This window comes from Peribacillus sp. TH14, assembly GCF_016651145.1.
GTDB classification, from domain to species: Bacteria; Bacillota; Bacilli; order Bacillales; family DSM-1321; genus Peribacillus; species Peribacillus butanolivorans.
This window is the reverse complement of sequence record NZ_JAEKEK010000001.1, coordinates 2,796,791-2,819,911: the sequence shown is the minus strand read 5'-3', so window position 1 is coordinate 2,819,911 and position 23,121 is coordinate 2,796,791. Positions and strand designations below refer to the sequence as shown.

22 protein-coding genes and 1 pseudogene are annotated in these 23,121 nt (G+C 37.0%); 6 read left to right on the top strand and 17 right to left on the bottom strand.

From position 1 onward, the window contains the following. Positions 1 to 10: 10 nt before the first annotated feature. Both JFU50_RS13740 and JFU50_RS13735 read left to right on the top strand, forming a co-directional pair. Positions 11 to 439, top strand: coding sequence for a MarR family winged helix-turn-helix transcriptional regulator (locus JFU50_RS13740; RefSeq protein ID WP_397443382.1), 429 nt, complete (start codon positions 11 to 13; stop codon positions 437 to 439). A 12-nt stretch (positions 440 to 451) separates the two neighbouring features. Beyond that, positions 452 to 1,651, top strand: coding sequence for an MFS transporter (locus tag JFU50_RS13735; protein WP_201222896.1), 1,200 nt, complete (start codon positions 452 to 454; stop codon positions 1,649 to 1,651). Between the two features lie 371 nt (positions 1,652 to 2,022). Here JFU50_RS13735 and JFU50_RS13730 read toward each other — a convergent pair whose 3' ends face one another. From JFU50_RS13730 to JFU50_RS13715, 4 genes are read right to left on the bottom strand one after another with little or no spacing between them, the layout of a single operon-like run. Beyond that, entirely contained in the window at positions 2,023 to 3,261 is a 1,239-nt protein-coding gene (locus tag JFU50_RS13730) for a hypothetical protein (protein WP_201222894.1), read from the bottom strand. A gap of 25 nt (positions 3,262 to 3,286) precedes the next feature. Next, positions 3,287 to 4,120: a hypothetical protein gene (locus JFU50_RS13725; protein WP_201186890.1), complete on the bottom strand. Its 834-nt coding sequence runs from the start codon at positions 4,118 to 4,120 to the stop codon at positions 3,287 to 3,289. Further along, a complete protein-coding gene (locus tag JFU50_RS13720; RefSeq protein ID WP_201186892.1) occupies positions 4,117 to 4,803 on the bottom strand; it encodes an ABC transporter ATP-binding protein in 687 nt (228 codons plus the stop codon). The genes JFU50_RS13725 and JFU50_RS13720 overlap by 4 nt, the downstream gene beginning before the upstream one ends. Then, a complete protein-coding gene (locus tag JFU50_RS13715; RefSeq protein WP_056521067.1) occupies positions 4,800 to 5,180 on the bottom strand; it encodes a GntR family transcriptional regulator in 381 nt (126 codons plus the stop codon). Before JFU50_RS13715 ends, JFU50_RS13720 begins: the two co-directional genes overlap by 4 nt. 349 nt (positions 5,181 to 5,529) lie before the next feature. Between JFU50_RS13715 and JFU50_RS13710 the strand changes: the two genes are divergently transcribed. Further along, positions 5,530 to 6,141, top strand: a complete 612-nt coding sequence (locus JFU50_RS13710; RefSeq protein WP_242489042.1) for a glycosyltransferase — start codon at positions 5,530 to 5,532, stop codon at positions 6,139 to 6,141. Between the two features lie 229 nt (positions 6,142 to 6,370). On the opposite strand, the gene JFU50_RS13705 is transcribed toward JFU50_RS13710, so the two are convergent. Beyond that, positions 6,371 to 6,994 carry a YdbC family protein gene (locus JFU50_RS13705; RefSeq protein ID WP_201186894.1) on the bottom strand — a complete coding sequence of 208 codons (624 nt, stop codon included), beginning with the start codon at positions 6,992 to 6,994 and terminating at the stop codon, positions 6,371 to 6,373. A 299-nt stretch (positions 6,995 to 7,293) separates the two neighbouring features. Here JFU50_RS13705 and JFU50_RS13700 point away from each other — a divergent pair, with 299 nt between their 5' ends. Beyond that, positions 7,294 to 8,304, top strand: a complete 1,011-nt coding sequence (locus tag JFU50_RS13700) for a LacI family DNA-binding transcriptional regulator (protein ID WP_201222892.1) — start codon at positions 7,294 to 7,296, stop codon at positions 8,302 to 8,304. Positions 8,305 to 8,626: 322 nt separating this feature from the next. Here the strand turns inward: JFU50_RS13700 and JFU50_RS13695 are convergent, their stop codons facing one another. The 9 genes from JFU50_RS13695 to JFU50_RS13655 all read right to left on the bottom strand — a co-directional run bounded on the left by JFU50_RS13695 (position 8,627) and on the right by JFU50_RS13655 (position 17,052). After that, on the bottom strand, positions 8,627 to 9,136 hold the full coding sequence (locus tag JFU50_RS13695) for a GrpB family protein (protein ID WP_056521258.1): 510 nt from the start codon (positions 9,134 to 9,136) through the stop codon (positions 8,627 to 8,629). Positions 9,137 to 9,282: 146 nt separating this feature from the next. Then, the gene (locus JFU50_RS13690) at positions 9,283 to 9,783 is read right to left on the bottom strand and encodes a hypothetical protein (protein ID WP_201222891.1); all 501 of its coding nucleotides are present in this window, start codon (positions 9,781 to 9,783) and stop codon (positions 9,283 to 9,285) included. Between the two features lie 584 nt (positions 9,784 to 10,367). Further along, a complete protein-coding gene (locus tag JFU50_RS13685; protein WP_201222890.1) occupies positions 10,368 to 10,805 on the bottom strand; it encodes a GNAT family N-acetyltransferase in 438 nt (145 codons plus the stop codon). Positions 10,806 to 11,368: 563 nt separating this feature from the next. Beyond that, a complete protein-coding gene (locus JFU50_RS13680; RefSeq protein ID WP_098372998.1) occupies positions 11,369 to 11,971 on the bottom strand; it encodes a DedA family protein in 603 nt (200 codons plus the stop codon). A 186-nt stretch (positions 11,972 to 12,157) separates the two neighbouring features. Next, positions 12,158 to 13,324, bottom strand: a complete 1,167-nt coding sequence (locus JFU50_RS13675; RefSeq protein ID WP_201222889.1) for an MGDG synthase family glycosyltransferase — start codon at positions 13,322 to 13,324, stop codon at positions 12,158 to 12,160. Positions 13,325 to 13,569: 245 nt separating this feature from the next. After that, entirely contained in the window at positions 13,570 to 14,181 is a 612-nt protein-coding gene (locus JFU50_RS13670; protein ID WP_201222888.1) for a DedA family protein, read from the bottom strand. Positions 14,182 to 14,200: 19 nt separating this feature from the next. Next, positions 14,201 to 14,887: a polysaccharide deacetylase family protein gene (locus JFU50_RS13665; protein WP_201225078.1), complete on the bottom strand. Its 687-nt coding sequence runs from the start codon at positions 14,885 to 14,887 to the stop codon at positions 14,201 to 14,203. Between the two features lie 101 nt (positions 14,888 to 14,988). After that, positions 14,989 to 16,350 carry a sensor histidine kinase gene (locus tag JFU50_RS13660; RefSeq protein ID WP_201186907.1) on the bottom strand — a complete coding sequence of 454 codons (1,362 nt, stop codon included), beginning with the start codon at positions 16,348 to 16,350 and terminating at the stop codon, positions 14,989 to 14,991. 3 nt (positions 16,351 to 16,353) lie between these two features. Beyond that, on the bottom strand, positions 16,354 to 17,052 hold the full coding sequence (locus JFU50_RS13655; RefSeq protein ID WP_201186909.1) for a response regulator transcription factor: 699 nt from the start codon (positions 17,050 to 17,052) through the stop codon (positions 16,354 to 16,356). Between the two features lie 362 nt (positions 17,053 to 17,414). Here JFU50_RS13655 and JFU50_RS13650 point away from each other — a divergent pair, with 362 nt between their 5' ends. Beyond that, positions 17,415 to 18,197, top strand: a complete 783-nt coding sequence (locus JFU50_RS13650) for a COG4705 family protein (RefSeq protein ID WP_201222887.1) — start codon at positions 17,415 to 17,417, stop codon at positions 18,195 to 18,197. Between the two features lie 276 nt (positions 18,198 to 18,473). Here JFU50_RS13650 and JFU50_RS13645 read toward each other — a convergent pair. Together JFU50_RS13645 and modA are read right to left on the bottom strand one after the other, a co-directional pair. Beyond that, positions 18,474 to 19,833, bottom strand: a pseudogene (locus tag JFU50_RS13645) (IS1182 family transposase). Between the two features lie 349 nt (positions 19,834 to 20,182). Then, positions 20,183 to 20,986 (bottom strand): molybdate ABC transporter substrate-binding protein, encoded by an 804-nt coding sequence (modA, locus tag JFU50_RS13640; protein WP_201186913.1) that lies wholly within the window; start codon positions 20,984 to 20,986, stop codon positions 20,183 to 20,185. A gap of 149 nt (positions 20,987 to 21,135) precedes the next feature. On the opposite strand from modA, the gene JFU50_RS13635 reads away from it, so the two are divergent. Next, entirely contained in the window at positions 21,136 to 22,062 is a 927-nt protein-coding gene (locus tag JFU50_RS13635) for a helix-turn-helix transcriptional regulator (protein WP_201222886.1), read from the top strand. 57 nt (positions 22,063 to 22,119) lie between these two features. On the opposite strand, the gene bioB is transcribed toward JFU50_RS13635, so the two are convergent. Then, entirely contained in the window at positions 22,120 to 23,085 is a 966-nt protein-coding gene (gene bioB / locus JFU50_RS13630) for a biotin synthase BioB (protein WP_218973287.1), read from the bottom strand. Between the last annotated feature and the right edge of the window lie 36 nt (positions 23,086 to 23,121).

The following is a 23,121-nucleotide window of genomic DNA, read 5'->3' as shown; positions in this document are numbered from 1 at the left end:
ATTATAAGGAGTGTTTCTGATAAAGACTTACCAAAAATTCTTTCAAGAACTATTGCTACTGTACCGGCCTTTTGAAAATAATCTAAATATACAGCTAAACAAGCATAATTTGCACAGAGCGCAATGGTCAATTTTGCATTACTTATCCAATTATGGTTCTGCAACGCTTGTAGAGCTTGCAAATTATCAGAGTGTGGAAAAACCCACAATTACCAGGACCATTACCCGCTTAGAAGAATTAGGATATGTAGAGCATGTTCCCAGCAAAGATAGACGCGAAAAAAGAATGCAGCTTACAGAGCTTGGAACCAAGATATATAGTGATGTCCGTGTGACCATTGACCAATATGAACAGGACATTTTAACAGGAATCTCTGAAGAAGAACAGCTCGCAGCCATCCGCATTATGAGCGAAGTAAGAAATAATATTATAGAGTAAGGGGATAATAAAATGGATCAATCCAAACCAAAATTGTGGACGAAAGATTTTGTTATTGTTTCCTCCATCAATTTTTTCATAACATTAATTTTTTATTTATTAATGGTGACATTGGCTATCTATGCAGTAAATGAATTAAATGCTTCTACAAGCCAAGCCGGCCTTATATCTGGGATATTTATTATTGGAACTTTAATTGGGCGACTATTCATCGGCCGCTTTATTGATTCGATTGGCCGTAAGAAAACATTGTATATTGGTCTAATCTTTTTTACTTTGACAACACTATTATATTTTGTTGATTTCGGTATTACCTTTCTGCTTGCTAACCGTCTAATACATGGTATAGCAATGGGTATGGCCAGCACAGCGACAGGAACGATTGTAGCTCAGATTATCCCGGCAACACGAAAAGGGGAAGGAATCGGCTACTACAGCATGAGTGCAACACTGGCCACAGCAATCGGTCCTTTCATCGGACTTTATATGACACAACATGCAAGCTTTCAAACGATTTTTAGTTTCTGCCTTGCTTTAGGGGTAATCAGTTTGATTACAGCATTCTTCCTTTATGTACCTGCATTAAAAGGAACGATCAAAGTATCTGAAAGTAAGGGATTCAAGCTATCCAACTTTATTGAGCCAAAGGCACTGCCCATCTCATTTATTACTCTATTATTAGCTTTCTGTTACTCTAGCGTTCTTTCTTTTATCAGTTTCTATGCAATGGAAATCAACCTAGTTAATACTGCAAGCTTCTTCTTTGTAGTCTATGCAGTAGCAGTATTGTTATCACGCCCTTTCTCAGGACCGTTAATGGACCGGAGAGGATCGAACTATATTATGTATCCGGCCTTTATTATCTTTGGAGCCGGACTGCTCCTTCTAAGTCAAACAAGTAATAGTTTCACTTTATTGGCAGCCGGATTCCTTATTGGACTTGGATTCGGTAATATGCAATCAAGCTCGCAAGCGATCGCCGTTAAAATGACTCCGCCTCACCGTATGGGAATGGCAACGTCAACCTTCTTTATCATGCTTGATGCTGGACTTGGATTCGGTCCTTATATACTAGGTTTAATCATTCCATTAACAGGCTACAGTACACTTTATGTCATCCTAGGTGTTGTGGTCATAGCAACTTCTCTTCTTTACTACTTCTTGCACGGCAAGAATGAAAGTGCAGCAAGAGCAAAAATCGCTTCAATTTGATCGAAATTAGAAAGGGATATCCTGTAATGGGATATCCCTTTTTTTAATGCTTTTATGCCATGAGTTCGATCTAAAGAATAAGTCTGAGATAAGCAAATAGTTTTATTGCACAACGGGAATTCGTCCTTTGTTGGGGTTAATTCGTCCGTTGTTGGTATTAATTCTTCCGTTGTTGGTATTAATTCGACCTTCAGAGAAATAATTCGTCCTTCAGAGAAATAATTCGACCTTCATGAGAAATAATTCGTCCTTCAGTGAGATAATTCGTCCTTCATGAGAAATAATTCGTCCTTCAGAGAAATAATTCGACCTTCACTAAAAAAAGAAGCAGTCTCAATAGTTTTTGAGACTGCTTCTAGTGATAGGGGTCCTTATTTGACTTCTATATTTTCTATATAAAAACCATGATTTTTGGTTTTCTTTTGATCTGCTGATTGAATGACTGTTTCACCTTTATATAAAGTCTTTCCGGTCTTTAAATCGGCAATCAGCAATCGAGGCGGTTTAGTTTTATAATCCATTTCCTCTGGATATCTGTCATTACCTAGAAGGATATACACCTTTCCATTCTTAACGGTGGCGAAGTATTCTTCATTCTTATGAACAGCTAGATCTAGCTCTAGATCCTTTGTTATCTTTTGACTGCTTAGATCAAACGTCTTAATGTGATATTTATCGGATTTGGTATCAACTGCGTATAGGTTTTCCCCATCAACATATCCTGATTTTGCCATGTCCAGGCTAAGAGATTCTTTTTCGGACCCATTAACCGTTTCTAATTTTTCCGTTTCATAATGATAAGATAGCAGTTTGCTTTCTTTTGGCTTTTCCTCATATGGACCATCCTCATGATTTACCCCTTTGATCACAGAAAATAAAATCATGTTGTTTGACTGGGTGGGAGCAACATCAATTGGCATCCCAACTTCGACTTGGTCATTGCCATTATAAGTTTCGGATAAAAGAGTTTTATCGCCTATTACTTTCTTATTAGCTAAATCGATCGTATACAGATGAACCTCTTTCGTTTGTTTGTCATCGTTGGAATTCACATCATTAGTCGTTAATACCTGTAGTTTTGAATGGACCAATTGCACATCCACGACATTCGTATTCATTTTTCTCTCTTGATCAGGAAGTTCCAAACTGAAAGAACTTTCATCGTTGCTTTTCTTCTCCAATAAAGCGATATCAAACTTCGCTTCCATGTTTCCGCTCTTTGTGAAATCTTCATTTACCGAGGCGTAAGCCAGGAAATCACTGTCTTCATAAAAAGAATCGATAAAACCCTTACCACGCATAAATGAACGATGTTCTTTCATTAATCTTCCCATTTGAGCATCTTGTCTTCCAGTTAAGCTTTCAAAGTAAGACTTTTCGCTGTCATATGTTGTTTGATTGGATTCAATCGTTAATAATTCAAAATAGGGATTGGCTTCAAGTGAAGAACCATTTATGATTACCGGATCAAGCTCTTTGCTACTACCTTCTAGCGTCTTGAACGTATACTTTGGAAGGCCGGAAGCGGAGGAAGCTACTTTGACATAATAGGTTCCGATGCTTAAGATGACAACCATTCCAATAATGATGCTGCATATATAACGTTTCACCTTGTTCACTCTCCTTTAATAGTTGTTATACGGTAACGCGATTTTTCAATAACCAGGAACCAAGCCAAATCGATAGTCCTGTCACAATGATTCCTAAAGCGATCAGTATACCCACGAGTTCACCAGGGTAAAAATAGAAAACATCACTTGCCATTACGAAAACAGGAGTTAAAAACAACGCAGCGGCGATTCCGGTATACACCAAGCCCAAAATGATGCCTTTTATACGGAAACTCCTTTCAAACATGATCGCTGTGAATAATATCGACATGACCATAAGACCAATGCCATAGTTAAGCAGGAATTGTGTGAAGGTGCTTGGGATAACCAAATTCAAGACACTATTAAATTTCGCAATGGAGTAAATTGACATTTCCTTGTTCAAGAACGATTCAGGTACGTATGAATTAAATAGGGCATTTTCCATGGGTAAAATGATAATCTGCAAAGCAATCAACCCTAACACCATCAAGATGATGGCCGTAGCTTTAGAAAGGTAGATTGACAATCTCGATGTCGGTAACATCAATAGGCGATAAATGAAGGTATTCTTTCCAAACCAATCACGATACCAAATCAGAAAAATGTAAAAAACAAGAGCAACTGCACTCAACGCGATCGGTCCTTGGAACCAGAGAGAATTAGCAATTTGGGTAAAATCAATACCACCATAATTAGTAAAATAGGCGGCTTCTGATATTTTTTCTTCCGACATGATATCATGGGCTCGATTAAGAAAACTCTTTGTTCCAATGATCACTCCAACTAACTGCGACACCAATGTTATCAACAATAAAGAAATATATATTTTACTAAATCGATTGATTTCAAAATTCACTAGCTTTAAATAACGCATCATGATTGGTACACCTCTCTCATTACATCGACTACTGATTTCCCTTCCTCTTCACGCATTTCTTCTGTATTGAACTCTTTGAGGACTTTACCGTTATCCAATAAAATGACCTTATCGATTAAATGTTCAATATCACCGATTTCATGGGTCGTGATGATGACTCCTCTGTCTTCGATAAGGTGGCTCGCAAAGACATCGGCAATTTGCTCCCGGCTAAACATATCAATGCCCGAAAATGGTTCGTCCATCAGTACATAATCCACATCAAGGGACAGACCCAGCATTAGGTTAAGCTTAGCTGTGTTGCCTTTTGACAATTCCGAAATGGGGATCTCTTCGTTCAGTTTAAAAAATCCCAATAATTGATTAGCTCTTTCCGAGTTCCATGACGTGTAGAAATCTTCCATGAAAACCATTGCCTGTTTAACCGTCATTGATGGAAGCATGGTCGGTGCGTCCGGAATAAACGTGATTTTTTCATAACTGTTCTTAGTCATTTTTTCATTATCAATTAAGATTTCACCTTTATAAGGCGTCAATCCCATAATGGCTTTGAGTGTAGTCGTTTTCCCGACACCATTTATCCCGATCAGACAAGTGACTTCACCTTTATTAGCAGTAAACGAAACACCATCTAAGATTGTCTTCCGGCCGTATTTCTTAGAGATTTGTTTTACTTCTATCATTTTTCTTCCCCCTCCCTTATTTCTTCCGAATATTTTTCTTTAACCACTCGAAGCAGCTCTTCAACTGGCACATTAATAGGCCGAATAGCATCGACAAAAGAATCAACCGCTGCCAGAATAAGCTCCTGTCTAACAGCCTGTAAAATCGTTTCATTTGTTGTGATTTGACTAGGAAAATTTCTTTCTGTATGAATCAAACCCTGTTCCTCCATTTCTTTATACGCTTTTTGAGCTGTATTAGGATTAATGTTCAGTGAAGCCGCCAGTTCTCTTCGGGATGGAATTTCCTGTCCCGCTACGAATTTCCCAATGGCAATTTGTTCTTTAAAATGCCTCACAACTTGCAAATATACCGGTTCTCGGGTATTAACGTTCATAAAACTACCCCCTATTTATTTAGGAAAAAACTTCGATTTGAAATTTAATAACGAGTGTATGTATTAAGTAGTTCATACACCTTATAGATGTACTATACTCGTAATACACCTTCACTGTCAATATAGAATTTCCACATATTAAAAAAACCGATTGCGTAATGAAATCGAGGTTTTAGTAGCTTATTGGTGATCATCGTAAAGTCGGCGATAATTTTTTTTGCTCATTTTTCTGTTAAGTCCCTTATAGAGTAAAATCTGTAAATTAATCAAATAATAATAGAGCATGTAAATTTCTATAAAGGGGATGGTTTTTATCAAAAACCGGTTTTTAAAGTTAATGATCTTGTTTATGTCTTTTGCTTTGATCTTTTCTCCTCTAACTACTGAGGCAAAAGGAAAAGGGGCTCAACAAAGACAATGTATTAGTAAATCATCGGAACAGCTAAAACATACTTTACAGAAACTTTGGATCGACCATACTATATGGACAAGAAGCTATATGGTAAGTGCCTTATCAGATTTGGATGACAAAGAAAAGGTACTGACTAGGTTATTAAAAAATCAGGATGATATAGGAAATGCAATCAAACCTTATTATGGCGATGCAGCCGGCAACAAACTAGCTGAACTGTTAAGGGAGCACATCGTTCTTGCAGGAAAAGTGGTGGATGCAGCAAAAAGCGGAAACCAGGAAAATCTGAAAATATTTAATGCTGAATGGTATAAAAATGCTGATGATATTGCTCTTTTTCTTAGTAAAGCCAATCCAAATTGGAGCAATGATGAATTAAAGGAATTGCTATATACACATTTAAAATTGCTTACAGACCAAGTTGTATCAAGAATTAAAAAGGATACAGATGCGGAAATTTCTGCTTTTGATAAAGGTGAAGATCATATTATTAAATTGGCAGACACCCTAACAGAAGGGATTATCAAGCAATTCCCAAAAAAGTTTTAAAACATCTAATAAAAACAAATCCCGATTCTATCTCTTTCTTTCAAAGATAAAGTCGGGTTTAATATGCTGGGGGATCCTAAAGGGGTAGATTCGCAGATACTTGAGCTAAACCCCGTTTATCTGTTTCATCTCGTAAACTTCGTAAAGCTTGTTGAACAATAGCCATTGTTTATGGGCAACTTAGATTCAACCTGAACCTACTTTGGATTTAAGGAAACATCCCGATCATTCAAAAAACGATCCATTTTGGATTAACTTTTAATAAACTTCCTGTAATCCTTATTGCAGGGTCCTTGACTCCAGAACTCTGAATTAAGGCAGGCATTTTATTGTCCACATACCATTGATGTGAACAATCCTTGTCCCATAATGAAGCGACCAGATATCTTCCATTTTTCTTTTCAGCAAATACTCCAGCAAGCATTCCTGGTGAAGCCATCATCCCTTTGTTCCATACTTCTTTTTGCATGTGCTCAAACTCAAGTTGTTTATTTGTTTCTACAAAACAATCTGCCACTCGAAGAAGACTTCCCTTACTTAAAAAATCTGTCATGTCTGTTGTGCTTGTATTAAACATTTTCTCGAAAATTTGAACAGAGATATTGGAATAAGTATTTCTTTGGTTACTCTTCTCGAAAATTCCATCATGCTGTTGCTCCATGAATGCTTGGTAAGAACGATCATCTCTCCAGAAAGAAATAATGCCTGCTTCAAACGGATTGTTTTTATCCCATCCCCCGATTTGGCCTATAAATCCATCTAACTGTTTCAAATCTCCCCAACCCTCTTGTGCGTTAGAAAATGAACTCTTGTTTTCCTCATTCACTTGGCATTTTATCCACTTTATTAACATATTTGATCCACCTACTTATTTATAGATTTCACCCAACTTTTGCTTTTTTATCTATCTCTTTTATTAAATCATTTTTTACCGTTTATATAATCATCGATGGAAATTCTGCATCCAAACTTTGATTTAGCTGACTATGCTTCTGTGCATCCAAAAGCGCTAAGGGTGTTTCTTAAATCCAGTGTATAACAAAATAGATCCATGTCCATGTTCATGTTAAAGAATGGCGTTGGAATCATTATGCTCCTTTGTTATGATGAAGGTATCCATTTTCAAGAAATAATATCCTTTAGGAGAACGCCATGAATAAAAAAAAGAAAACTACTATATCAGATGTTGCTGAGAAGGCTGGTGTTTCCAAAAGTACGGTTTCTCAATATATCAACCAACGTTTTCGTTATATGAGTGCTGAAACCAAAGACAGAATCGAGCAAGTCATCCAAGAACTTGACTTTCGTCCCAATGATAATGCTAGAAATTTAAAAGTAAAAAAAACAAAAGTCATAGGCATTCTCGTAGCTAATATTTTACATACTTTGTCCACCGAAATTATTCGTACCGTGGAGGAACAGTTTCGGCAGCACGGCATGAAGGTATTCATTTGTGACTCTGCTGATGATCCAGAGAAAGAAAAAGAATACCTTGATTTGCTGGTTTCTACGCAAGTAGATGGAATCATTATTTTTCCAGTAGGAAATGATTTTAAAGTCTATAATTATCTAATCGATCATTCGATTCCTATGGTATTCGTTGATCGGTTAGTTGATGGCGTGACATCTGATTCCGTCCTTTTAGACAATCACGCTGCAATCTTTTTAGCTGTATCCATGCTAGCTGAAAAAGGACACGAAAATATCGCGTTTTTAACCTTACCTATTGATATCCCTATCACGCCAAGGTTGGAAAGAATCGAAGGATTTAAAAAAGCAATGGCATCTTATGATTTTGAAGTCAGAGAAGATGATATCTATTCTTTACCCAAAAACCAAATTCAAGAAAAATTGGCCCAAATATTCGATACAGAAAAGCCTCCAACAGCCATAGTAGCAGGAAATGATTTAGTGCTCCGTGAAATCCTTAGCTATTTGAAAAAGCAAAAAGTCTCGATTCCTAATGAAGTAGCCATTATCAGTATTGATGATGTCGCCTATTCGGAATTTTATGAACCTTCTATCACAACAATTGGACAACCTATCCAACAAATGGGAATCAAAGTAGCAGAATTATTATTGGACCGGATAACTAATCCTGTTCAGGCTCCGTTCATTACATATCGGTTTGCCCCGGAACTTATTGTTCGAAGTTCATGCTAAAAGGCTATTACCATAAGATTTCACACACAAAAACGGCAGTTTATATCCACTGCCGTTACATCTGCCATGGAATAATAGAGAACATGTAATAACCGAAAAGCGAACGACTCTTAGATTTGATTTTTCTTTCAGTACTCTTCAGCTTTTACTTCATAGACTTTGACAGTTCAAGTTTTTTACTAATCTTGTTAAGTGAATATAACCTCTAAAAAAACAATCTACGACCACCCCTCCAATTAATTGGTCCCATCGTAAGGAGAAGTGAGCCTAAAATGGTCGCTAAAAAGATTGAAATGATATACTCCTTTTAATCACATACTATTTATCTTTTTTTTGCTTCTTCTATGACATATCGGATAAATGGGGCTTTTGCTTGAGTATATCCCACTCTATCTAAATGATGCTTTTGAGATAAGTTTTGTTTTAATTGCTGGTATTGTTTACGAATATCAGGATGAGTGCTTAAATAATCCCTAAATAATAGATGATTATTCCACTCTTCACTTCCGAATTTGTAGATATGTAAATGGTGTGTACCCGCTCTCCATTGGCCTTTTCTAAAAAAACGCCTTTCAGGAAACTCCTTATGTGCGACAAACTCATAGCCAATTGTTTTTAATGGATCAATAAACTTGTCCACTTCATCTAAATGTTGAACGCCTGCCATTATATCCAAAATTGGTTTTGCGCATAAGTCTTTTACAGAGGTACTCCCAATGTGCTCAACACAAATAGGTTTGTCCTTTAGGACTTCCTTAATCTTCGCTTTTTCATGTTCGAACTCAGTAACCCAATTTGGGTTGTAATTCTCAATCGTAACTGGTTTTTCCATTTTTCCTCTGACTTTCATGTTAATCATGTTCATTAATTAAAAATATCCCCCTAGAATGGGGGGCTTGTTTTAGACTATCGTTTTTATCTATAGTAAAAATGGGATAAGCGTAGTAATAAGAGTTGTCATCTAATCACATACCTTTTTTACTTTTTGTCACGTGACCACTCGATGATAGGATCCTGAGCACTCGGTTCATAGTACGTTCCGGCATACTCCTTTTCTTTTCCAGTTATTTTATTAGTCCGAATAACTGTGTAAGTTCCTTTATCGTAATTTTTGGTAAGATAATATTTCCGGTAGGTAAATCCTTTTTCGGGGCCAGTTAAGGTGACTTCGTGTTTGTACTCTTCTGGCTTGTTTAGGTTTTCTTTCACTACACCTTGAATATTCAGTGGTGTTTCTTCAAGCTGAACATCTGTGCGGATATTAACATCTTGGGTCTTTACTTTACCCAGAGGTACAGATGCCATTTCGATTGTTTCTTCGGTTTGTTCCAAGAATGACTTTGTAACGCTGTAGGAGTATAGGATTTTCATAGAGCTTATATCGTTTTTTACTTTGCCTGCCAACTCTGGCATGGCAAAGCTTAAGACAAAGGTAATGGATATTCCGATGATTAATAGTGTTAGCGGAATTTTTTTCATATTTCCTCTTTCTTAATAACGTATTTGTATAACAAGAATATTGAACATCCTCTGACATCATCAATTCTGTAAATCCCTCTGTTTTGAATCATTAGGAATAATTCCAAATTTCGCGATCAATAGTAAGGCAAAAAAAATAAAACAACTGAAACTGGTGTTATCACTTGTAAAAAATACACTAAGTATAATACGTGATGCAAGAAGTACATTTAAGATATAGGCAATAAGAAAACCCGCATATGAAATGCAACTCAGATAGTTTCCAACTACTGTTCTTTTGTAATGAACATAATCTGATTTATTTCCTTTTCTGATACTAACTATTTGCCGTATTTGTCTTATAAGACCGTATGTGAACGCAATGATCAACATTACAATAATAAGAAAACTAATTATTGCTTCATTCACTTTTTTTATCCCCCCTGTAAATAGGTCTAACACTAATAGATAAAAGCTTTAGGACGGTTAATTACTATCCTTTTTTATGTAATAAACCTGCTTTTTTATCAGGATTATCAGCCCATAGTCAACTAAGCAATCCTCCAAGTACATATTCCTCTATTACGAAACATCCACTGAAAGAGTCATAACGGCAAACTCATCGTAAGTGTTCTGATGTTAAAGCCCATTTTTTCGTAGAGCTTAATAGCTTTGTTCTGGGCAAAAGCACTTAGACGGACTTCAGAATGCCCATCTTGTTTTAGAAAATCAATTGCTGACTCCATTAATCTCTTAGAAATACCTTTCCCTCTGTATTCTTCTATTACAAACAGTTCATAAATAAATCCATTCATCTTATCCGTAAACTGATCTTTACTTGCTCCTAATAGAATCCACCCCATTAGTCGATCTTCTTCTATCGCAATGACATAATAACTCCCTTTTGCAAGCAGTGGTTCAACAAGTTGTTTGATTTTTTGATTAGTTGGCTTCACTTCACCTAATGTGCCGTCAAAAACAGCTTGTGGCGAAAGTGATAAGACCTTTTGAAGTTCATAATCAGTTGGTTTCCTTATTTCCATGAATGAAAGCATCCTTTCTAAGGGCTAGTACATGTTAGTTAAGTAGTTCCATTGCCATTTGAATATTTGTCCTATTAAAAAATATTACTAATACATTTTCTATACTATTTATAAGTATTCTAATGCTTCTATATTCCTTCCCTTAATCAAATTTATAAATAAAGGAATCTTAATGTTATGAGGAAACCAAACAACGACTGTTAACCCCATCCATTTCAAATGGTGTTTTCTTAAATGTGGCCTTGTTGATTTTTCACTTTCACTACTATCGTTCACATTATATACGGATTACGGATGATAAAGTTTCAAAATAAAGGAAGAAATACCAATCTATTTCCCCATAAATTAATTAAAAAGACCACCAAATTGGTGGTCTTTTTAATTAATTCATATTATAAAACCCAACTGCTTCCATCGAATATCCCCTTGGAAAGCTATTACCGTCAATATCGATGATTCGTTGTGAAGTTTTTCACGTTTATCGGTTCGGTTTCTGTTGTTATAAAGGCTTTTGTAAGTATCCTATTATGTTCCATAACAACCCTTCCTTAAATCCATAAACTTCATAAGGCTTTGTTTTTCTTTTTTTTCATGTACCCGCGAATGAACATTCCTGCAATAATAAGAACCGCAACTATTGCGATTGGCTGGATATAGGGCTTGGCCATCTCATTAATCTGTCCCCAATTGCTTCCTAACTTCATCCCGAGAAATACAAAAAGCACAGACCATGGAAGTACGGCTAGTAGCGTATAATTCGTGAATTTTATTAAAGACATTTTAGAAATCCCTGCTGGTATCGAAATAGCATGTCTGACAACCGGAATGAACCGAGCCGTAAAAATGACACTTGGTCCATAGTTAGTAAACCATGATTCCGATAGCTCAATATGTTTCTTGTGTATGAAAATATACTTTCCGTATCGTTCTAAAAATGGTCTTCCACCATAATATCCGATTAAATAAACAAAGATCTGAGCGATGGTTCCACCAATTGTTCCGGCAATAACCGCCCCTACAAAACTGATGTTTCCTTGGGATACTAAAAAGCCTCCATAAGATAATACAATTTCACTTGGAATGATTTCAATCATAAGACCGAGGGTAATTCCAAGGTACCCATAATCCATAAGTGTAAGTAGAATAGATTGGATAAAGTCGTTCATAACTCAGCTTCCCTCTTTCATTTTCAGCTTTTCTCTTAAAAAAATCTCGACCGTTGTTGATAATTCCCCTTGTAGATCACCCAATGGCGCCCACTACAATTTGCTGCTGGATTAAACGAATCTTCCAGCCGATTCATCAAATACAGAACAGATATTTTAACACCATGTACTTTAACTGAATTATCCCTAGCTATAAATAACTTTTGACTGATTGGTTAGGTATGACGGCTTACTTGCTTGTCTAAGATTAAGGATCAATTTCATTACTTCCACCATTCCCTCAGGTTTTTCCAACTCTATTTCCCTTTGATAAGATTCGATGGATATATCCCACTGATCCATTTTTTTATGGTCCTTTAATATACTGAGTATTTGTTTTTCAAATGATAAATTGTGATTGAGTTCAAATACAAGTTTATGGTCTTTTAAATACTGTAGATTAATTTCCTCCTGTCCTGGAAGCATTGAATGAACAAAAATCGGTAGCCTTTTTCGAAGTGCTTCACTAATGGTGACACCGCCGGGTTTCGTAATGATTGCGTCCACTTCTTCATAAAGTTTGTTCATTTCTGACCTTGATGAGATATAAGGTAATGGGTTAATATGAGCTAAATTCCACGTATCGATTGCATCATATAGCTTTTTGTTGTTACCACAAAGTACAAAATAATCACAGTCGGTTGATTTCTTTAACTCATCTTCTAAATTCAATATCCCACCCAGACCACTGTTTCCTCCTGAAATTAAAATTTTGGGGCGATCTGCGTTTTTTAATCCACGGGCTCTTTTAGTGATTTCCTCATGCACAGGAATACCAGTTACCATCATACTATGTTTCGGTATTTGATTCTTGATTATTAGCTTTTCTTTCAATTCCTGGGTAGGAAGAAAATGAAAATCAATCCCCTTGCTTCCCCACACATTATTAATAAAGAAATCCGTATACACGTTGATAATTGGGATATTGCATTTCCCTTTTATTTTCAACTGGCTTAAGAGATAGGAAGGGAACCCGTGTGTACACACAATTAAATCTGGCTTTTCCTCCGCTATCAATTGTTCCATTTTCTTCAAGAATATATGTTGATACCATTTAAAGGAACGTTCCTTCGGCAAGGAAACGTAAAAAAGGTTTTTATAGGCTAGATTATAGGTTTCAGGTGCATAACGGATCCATTTCAAATAACCAGTTGTTATCATTTTTTCTAAAGAGTTACTTGTATAACTTAACAGATCCACTTTTTTCAAAGTAACTCCGCTTGTATGTTTTTTTAACATATCCATTAAGGCCTCTGCAACTTGATGATGTCCTGACTGCATGCGAAAGAGAGGTAAAAACAAAATCTTCTTCATATATGTCATCTCCTATAGAAATCATTCTTTTAATACGATGATTACATACTAAGAAAAAAGACTATTTGCATGTTCAAGAGCTTTTTTCCTCTTACAATATATCACTGATTTTGTTAAAAACTTTCTTTTTAATCAATTTTTAATGATACGTTCAAGGTATCTTTAGTCCCCATCTCTAAACCTAATAGCCCGATTAGAAAACCAATTGTAGAAACTGGTTATTCCAATCGGGACGGGAATCATCCTTAAGAAGTAGGCCTATTTTTGGGCATTCTTTTTTTCTTTTTCATATAATTGATAGAAACGTATATCAATAAAAAAACTATGAATACGACACCTAAAAGTGGAACATATTCCGGATTTATATGAAAGGCATTGCCCAAATAATACCCTGCCACTATAAAAGGGACAGTCCAGAGAACCGTGCCTAGCAGGGAAAAGAGGAGAAATTTACAGAAGGGGATATGATTGATTCCTGCAAAATACGGACTAATTTGTCTTATTCCTGGTAGATAAAATCCAAACACAATTGTTTTTTGGACATTTTTCATATACTTTCCCTGTACTTTCTCCCAGCGATCATTTGTAATGCCCACGTATTTTCCAAATTTATTTATAAAATGATACCCAACGTATTTCCCACATACATAAGCGATAAGCATCCCCATAAAGGCTCCAAGAAATGCACTCAGCGTAGCTAAACCAAAAGAGAGCTTATTTTGTCCAATCAAGACTCCGATTAGAAACAGAAGAGATTCTTCTGGGGCGGGAATTCCCACAATGCCCATGAATAAAAAAAGAAAAATGATAAGATAGCCATATAAGTCAATAAAATGTAAGATACTATCTATATTCATAAAATCCCCTCGAATCAGTTTATAAGTCTTTTAATGTAATAAATTGTGTTCCCTTTTTTATTGTTTCTTGTAGGTAAACTTCCAAGGCTTCAATCATATATCGAGGTGCTTCTTTATCCGCTCCCAAGGTTTCCCCACAGTCATGGAGCAGGAGAATGGAACCTTCTGTTGACGTTTTTCGCAATTGATCAAGTAGGTCATTTTTGCATGTTTCCACTTTCCAATCTCCGAAAATGTCTGACCACATGATCACTTGATATTTCTTACTGGCTATTTGCGTAAAAATATTAAAATGGCCCCATGGAGGTCTGTAAAAAGTGACTTTTTCATGGGTACATTCCATTATGGCCTTTTCAGTCATATCTAACTGTTTCCTTAAATGAAATGGCGAAAGGACCCAGCTTGAAATATGATCAAAATGATGGATTCCAATTGTATGTCCTTCTTCATGCATTCGTTTAATGATATCAGGGTTGTTTTTCACTTTACTGCCCACAACAAAAAACGAACTCTTTATCTTATACCTTTTTAAAAGGTCAAGTAATTGTGTCGTATATTCAGGGTTAGGTCCATCATCAAAAGTTAAGGCTATCCTATTATTCCTCTTGATATTTTTGGTTATGCCCAGTCCGCATACACGAATAAATACCGTTGGGACAATCGTATAAACGAGAAATAGCAATAATAAGATACTCAAGCTAATCATCCCTATATGTGTCACTCACAGAACACCTCATTCTTGTATTTAGCGGCAAATTATCTTGCACCTTCTTCATCCATTCAAGTCTGAATTTAGCAAGAAGCAGATTATCTTTTGGGTAAGGACAATACCACCTCTGTTCCTTTTCCATCGGTACTAACCACTTTAATTTCCCCATTATGTTGATTCATTATATTTTTGGCTATCGACAAACCTAGCCCTGTTCCACCTGTCTCCCGGCTTCTAGCCTTATCCACCCGGTAAAAACGTTCGAAGATATTTTCTATTTCATTCTCAGGTATTCCAATCCCATAATCTTTTACTCTAATGACCGTAGAGTATAGCTGATCCTTTACATACACATCAATTTTGTCTGTACTATATTTGATTGCGTTATCTAAAAGGATAATGATCACCTGTTTTATCTTCAATTCATCTGCTATAACCATAATGGAATCTTCTTGATAATGAAAGTCTATTTCCCGATCATAGACTTCTTTGAATTGATTAAACACGTTCTGACATAAAGTTATTACATTCAATGATTTATAATCTAAAGTATTTTCCAATTCTGTATCGGCTAATTCTAGCAGCCTTTCCGTCATTTTCTGTATACGAGTTGCCTCTGAATGAATTACATCTATAACATCAAGTGCTTTCTCTTCGTTTTGTATACGACGTCTTCGCAGTAGATCAGCATAACTTTTTATAATCGTAAGCGGGGTCTTTATTTCATGAGAAGCATCCGAAATAAATTGCTTCTGTTTATCCAAATTTGCATCCAATCTGCCCATCATCCGATTGAATGTAACAGCCATTTTTTGCAGTTCATCCTTTGTTTCATGTTGGATGATGATTTTTTTTGGTATACCGCTTTGTTCAATATCCTCCATCGTATTAATCATATTGGAAATAGGTCTCATAATTACATTCGATAACCACCTGCCGCCTAGCAACGATAACCCCGCCCCTAATAGCGTACAAAATGTCAGAATGGAAAGTAATACATCCTTCCCTAATTCCAGTCCTAGTAATCTATCTCCAATTTCTAACGTTTCAACAACTTTACCTTTAGATAGGATAGGAACCCTAACAATTAATATTTGCTCTTCTTTATGCGCTTGTCTAATTGTACTTCTTTGCGATTCTTGTTCGCTTGAAAATTCTCCTTTAAATTTAGTAAGCAAATAATGGTCACTGGATACTTCACTACTAATTTGAGAATCAGGTTGAATGATCCGTATAAATGAATGATTCGTTAAATATGTGGTTAATTTTTTTTCTATCTCTTGAGGAGAATCATCCTTTTGAATTTCAGCAATAATATTTTGCGCTTTGTGAAGTAATATATCCTCTTCCATGTTTACAGTAATTTTCATAAAAGAAATAAATACAACAGCATTAACGGCAACCAACACACAGAGTATCCAAGCAGTCGTAATCAGGTTAATTTTTGTAGTAATTTTCATTACTTAATTCTCCCTTACTGTATAGCCAATTCCTCTTACCGTCTGAATAATCGTTGGATCAGAAAAACCTTCTTCTGTTTTCTTTCTTAAATGACGGATATACACATCGATTACATTGGTCTCCCCTTCATACTCATAACCCCATACATTAATCAGGATATTTTCTCGTGTCACTATTTTATTTTTATTGGATAGTAAATAAACGAGTAAATCAAATTCCTTCGGGGTTAACGCTATAGAAAAATCGCCCCTGTTAACCTCCCTAGTATCGAGATTAATGAATAGATCCTTAATTGATAAGATCGATTCCTGTTCTTTTGAAGCTTTGGCAGCTATTGAATTCTGACGAATACAAGAACGTATTCTTGCCAATAACTCCTCGATTTCAAAAGGCTTCGTTATATAGTCATTGGCTCCCTGATCTAGTCCCGTCACCTTATCCATCGTAATATTACGAGCTGTTAATAGGATGATCGGCAGTAAGGTGTTCTCATTTCGTATTCTTCTTAAAACTTCAATACCATTCATCTCAGGTAACATAACATCTAAAAGTATTAAATCTAATTCCCCCTGTAATGCAGCTTCCAACCCCGCCTTACCAGTATGGGCCACAAGCACTTCATACCCTTCGTACTCGAGTTCTATCTTTAATATCGTTGCTATCTGGACTTCATCTTCTACAACCAAAATACGCTGTTTCATTTAAAATCCTCCTACTTGAGTGCAATATGGAAAGGAAGCCACATCCACATGTATTTATTGAATTTAGCTAGGAATATTAGTTCCATCCTAAATACAGAAAATTGTCGTCCGCTTATAATTCAATACCCTTCTATATTTGCTCCAAAGTCCTGCATTTTACTCGCTTTTACTAATTATTGAAATGCTCTTTCTACAATTTAGCATTATTTTGCTTTTAATTTCGCTTTTTAATTGATTTTTAATCCTTTTTTCAAGTTGCGTTAAGGTTGACTCGATATAGTGAATCTAGGGAGCAATAAAACCAGCCAATAAGGTTTTATAGAAAACGAAATAAACCAAGAGAAGATAAGGAGGATTCATAAATGAATGATACAAAAAGCCCATCCATAGGGCGGCAGATGTTGAACAAGGTTCCTGAAGTCATCATTTACTTCTGGATCATCAAAATAATGGCCACCACTGTGGGCGAGACGGCCGCAGACTTTCTGATTGGTAATCTGAAATTGGGCTTGACCAACACAACCTTAATCATGAGTGTCCTTTTAATCATAACGCTTTTCTTCCAATTCAAAGCGAGTAAGTATGTGCCAAGTATTTACTGGTTCACGGTAGTGATGATTAGCGTTGTAGGCACGCTGATTACAGACAATCTCGTGGACAATTTCGGGGTCAGTCTAGTGACGACAACTATCATCTTCACAGTTGCGATGCTTGCGACGTTTGCGGCTTGGTACTCGAGTGAGAAGACACTGTCCATTCACTCTATCTACACGACCAAACGAGAAGCGTTCTACTGGTTGGCCATCCTTTTCACCTTCGCCTTGGGTACTGCAGCTGGTGACCTCATAGCAGAAGGTCTCAACATAGGCTATTGGAAGTCAGCACTTATGTTCGCGGCGTTGATTGGGGTGGTGACCATCGCCCACTACGGTTTCAAACTAAATACAGTGCTTTCCTTCTGGATTGCCTACATCTTGACTCGTCCTCTCGGCGCCTCTCTTGGCGACTATCTGTCACAACCTCGTGATAAGGGTGGCCTTGGTCTAGGTACGACGGGAACCAGTTTGGTCTTCCTCGTTATAATCTTGGGCTTGGTCGTCTATTTGACCAAAACCAAAAGAGATGAGAGCAAAGTTGTAGAGTAGAGGTAGTCAATTTCTGATAATTCAGCTGTCCATCACTGAACAGGTTACAGACCTCGTGGAAAGAGTACAATCATTTACTTGAAACACCCTTCATGGTTCTGTACTCCACCCTGTAGATTGCACCCATGCCCGGCGAACAAAAGAAAAGGCCACCAAATTGGTGGCCTCAGTTTGTAGACAAAAGGGGTTCGGAATGTTTTAATTCCGGACCCCTTTTGAAATTCCCTTTGAATTTTGCTCATGATTAAGAGATTGGGCCTCTACGAGCCCACTTTATTAAGCCATTCTTGGACCTTGCCATGTCCAATTGGCTATCTTCTTTAAATTCATGGCAGCGAAAGTAAGCATCGCCTGCATCGACAATTTTTTAAGTCCCCTTAAAGTAGTCCAACGCATACCATGCTTTTCTTTTGCATCTGCGAATACACGCTCTATTGTTTCTTTACGTTTCGCATATATAGGTTTTACATCCTTGTGATGACGCAGATGATCTGCTTCTTCCATATAATTTTGCCAGATATGGCGTGTCACCACTTTTTGATGGTCTTTGCTTACTGTACACTGTGATAAAAATGAGCATGTCGCACAAGTGTGTTTGGGTGATTTGTACTCGCGATAGCCCTCTTTATTTGTTGTTGAGTACTTTAAAATCTCGCCCGATGGGCAGAGATAACAATCAAAATGTTCATCGTAAACATAGTCATGCTTGCGAAAGAACCCTTCTTTTGTTCGTGGACGTGTATAGGGTAAAGCTGGTGTGATTTCTTTCCCAAAAAGGTAGCTTGTAATGGCTGGTGTTTTGTAAGTCTGCATCTGCGGCAACAGCTTCAGGTTTTCCAACTTTCTCAATCACTTGTTCAACAAGAGGCTCTAAGATATGACTATCATGCGTATTTCCCGGTGTTACAATCGTCCCCAGCACAAAACCGTTGCGGTCCGCAGCCGCATGAAATGAATAGGCAAACTGTTTTGTTCGTTCATCTTTTACATAGTAGCCACTCTCAGGGTCAGTTGTACTTTCTTTAATTTCTTTGGTTTCTTCTTTATCAAATTTATCCGGTGGAAAAGGCTTCTTTCCATTGTTTTCACGATCTTGATTTATTTCTTCTTGAAGGCGTCCTTGATATGCTCGTGTTTCCTTACGAACGATTTTCTTTTCGAATTTTCGCTTATTCGCACTGGCTTTCACATGTGTTGAATCAACGAATACGTGCTCTGCACTTATTAACTTTCTTTCTGAAGCTGTCATTAAGATACGATAAAAAATCCGTTCAAACAGGTCTGTATCTTTAAAGCGACGCTCATAATTTTTCCCGAACGTTGAGAAGTGAGGTACTTTATCATGGAAACCGTAACCTAAAAACCAACGGTAAGCCATATTCGTTTCAACTTCTTCAATCGTTTTACGCATCGAACGAATACCGAAGGTATATTGAATGAATGTCAATTTAACTAAAATAACTGGATCAATACTTGGGCGCCCTATCTCTGAATACATATCTTTCACCAAGTCATAAATGAAAGTGAAGTCAATGGCTCCCTCAATTTTACGAACCAAATGGTTCGCTGGCACCAGTTGATCCAAAGTAATCATTTCAAGTTGATCTCGCTGAATAGAATTATGTTTCGAAAGCATCGTCATCACCTCAAGTTTTAATACTTCTATATTAAAACAAAAAGGACTGTAGGCAAAAGTGGTTATATCTAATTGTTAAAACAAAGTTGATTGGAACGGAAGGTGCGAGACTCCTGCGGGAAATGCGTGTCCAAGGGAGACCCCACAGGCGCAAAGGCGCCGAGGAGGCTCCCTGACCGCCCGCGGAAAGCGAGTGCCTGGAGTGGAAATCAACGTCGAATTTTTACAACCCCTCAAAAAAACTGTAGACAAACTCGATTTTCATCGAGTTTGTCTACAGTCTGAGGCCACCAAATTGGTGGCCTTTGTTATAGAATGAAATTTATCTTTATTTTACAAAACTGCGGCATTAATTCAAATCTTCAAATCCATATTTTTCAAAAACCTTGATAGAATCTTCGCTTTGAAGATAGTCGTAAAATAGCTGCGCTTCTTTTGGATGAGAACTATCCTTAATCATGCCTACTGGATAAATAATCGGGTCGTGTAAATCTTCCTTAGCTGTTGCGACGATATCAACTTTTTCTGAGTTTAAGGCATCTGTTTTATAAACTAGTCCTGCGTCTACATTTCCTGTTTCTACGTATGTAAGCACTTGGCTAACGTCCTTGGCATATACCAATTTACCTTCAATCTCTTTCCAAAGATTTAGGTTTTCTAATGTTTGTTTCGCATATTGCCCTGCCGGCACTGACTCAGGGGTACCGATGGAAATTTTGGTAGCCTTTGTGATGTCATCTATTCTCTTGATTTCTTTATCCGATTCCTTTGGAACCACCAGCACAAGTTCATTTCCTACTAAGTCGATTCCATTTTTCTCTTCAATTAGGTCTTCAGCTACTAATTTATCAAATTTATCTTCTGCAGCAGAGAAAAACAGATCCACAGGTGCTCCTTGTGAAATTTGTTGTTGAAGAGCTCCAGAAGCTCCTAAGTTATAGTTTACTGTCACATTTGGATTTTCTTTTTCAAAAGCAGTTTTAATGTCATTTAAGGCAGCTTGTAAACTCACGGCTGCTGACATCGTCAATTCTACTTTCTCGTCAGCTTGTTGCGTCTGCTTTTCTGTGCCTTTTTCTTTATCACTTGAACACCCTGTGCCAACTATCACAAGTAGCATAATCGAGAAAATCATAAGATATATTTTTTTCAAAGTCTCTCTCCCTTTCTGACTAGTTATAACTAGTTATATCTAATTATAACTAGTATAAAACAGATAAAAGGTTTTAATCAATGCCTTTTTTTACTGTGAATTTACTTTTCAAAGGACTCTAAGCTACAATAAAGAATGGAGGGATGCACATGTCAAAAGAGCTTTCCTATACGATCGAGGAAGTGTCACAGCTTTTAAAGGTATCTAAATTGACAATTTATGATCTTGTTAAAAAAGGGGAACTGCCTGTATTCCGTGTGGGAAGGCAGATGAGAATGGATGCAAAAGACTTGGAGATGTATATTAATAACAATAAGTCCAGTACATCCCCAGTTCCTGTTGCCGAACCCCATAGAAACGATGTGAAGGATTCTCTTAACCTTGTCATTAGCGGGCAAGATATGGTGTTAGATATACTAGGGCAGCACATTGAGAAGGACTCCAGCTATAAAACATTACGCTCTAACAAAGGAAGTCTAAGCGGGCTTATATCCATGTACAATGGGGATTCCGACATCGTTAGTTTACATATGTATGATGGAGATACTGGGGAATATAATCTTCCTTATATAAAAAAGATTTTGGTAGGCTATCCTTATATTTTACTTAATCTGGTTTCAAGGAAAGCAGGTTTATATGTTAAAAAAGGAAATCCTTTAGACCTCACAAATTGGACTGATTTAAAACAAAAAGACTTGTCCATCATCAATCGAGAAAGAGGATCAGGAGCTCGAATTCTTCTTGATGAGCAGCTAAGGATTCACAAAATCCCTTCAAAAAATCTTAAGGGATATGATAACGAAGAGACCAATCACTTAAGTGTGGCATCAGCTGTTTCTGCTGGGATAGCGGATGTAGGTGTGGGAATTGAAAAAGCTGCAAAAATCGTTGGAATCGACTTTGTTCCATTAATTACAGAGCGTTATGACCTTGTTATTTTAAAATCTCCGAAAAACGAACAGCTTATAAACGTTGTTAAGCGAATTTTATCATCAAATTCATTTCAAGCTGAAATCAAAGCTTTAGGTGATTATGATATTTCCCAGACAGGCTCTATCATTTACGAGACATATTAAACAGGAAGGCTACTGATTCAGCAGCCTTCCTGTTTAATATGCAGTTTTTTTACTATGTTAAAGAGCGCATTCTTCAATTTCAAAACCAAGGTCTTCGATAATGCCCCAATCCGCCGTAGGTTCTTGTCCAGCTGTTGTTAGATAATCGCCGACGAAGATAGAATTGGCTGCATAAAGTGCCATGGGTTGCATGGAACGGAGGTTCACCTCGCGACCTCCAGCTAGACGGATTTCCTTACTTGGATTAACAAATCTCATCATCGAAATTAATTTCAAACATTTAGTTGGAGTCAACTCGGAAGTTCCCTCAAGTGGTGTACCGTCAATCGCATTGAGGAAATTACAAGGAATAGAATCCGCGTCAAGACTGCGTAGGGATAGGGCAATCTCTACTGCTTCTTCATTAGACTCATTCATACCAAAAATGGCACCCGAGCATGGAGACATTCCGGCCTCTTTTACAGCTTCGACTGTATCTACACGGTCCTCATAGGTATGTGTGGATGTAATATTCTTATAATTATCTTGAGATGTATTCAAGTTGTGATTGTAGCGATGAACCCCAGCTTCGGCTAACTTACTGGCATGCGTTTCATTTAAGAAACCTAGACAGCAGCAGATTTTAAGATCCGTTGTCTCGCGAATTTCTTTCACGGCTTCAATGACATGATCAATTTCCCTATTGGTCGGACGACGGCCAGAAGCAACGATACAATACGTGCCAGCTTTGCGACGAATTGATTCTTGAGCACCTTCAACAATCTTCTCTTTGGTCAGCCAAGCATATTTATCGATAGGAGCTTCCGACACGATTGACTGCGAACAATAGCCACAATCTTCAGGACATAGACCTGACTTCGTATTAATGATCATATTCAACTTAACCTTTTTTCCATAATAGTGCTGACGAATAAGGAAAGCTGCATTCAAAATCTCTAAAACCTCGTTGTCAGGTGCTTGTACAATAGCAAGTGCTTCTTCTGCTGTTACTTTATATCCTTTGATTACGTTCTCCGCTAGCATCTTCCAGTCCTTTTTCACCAATGTTTCCAAACCTAA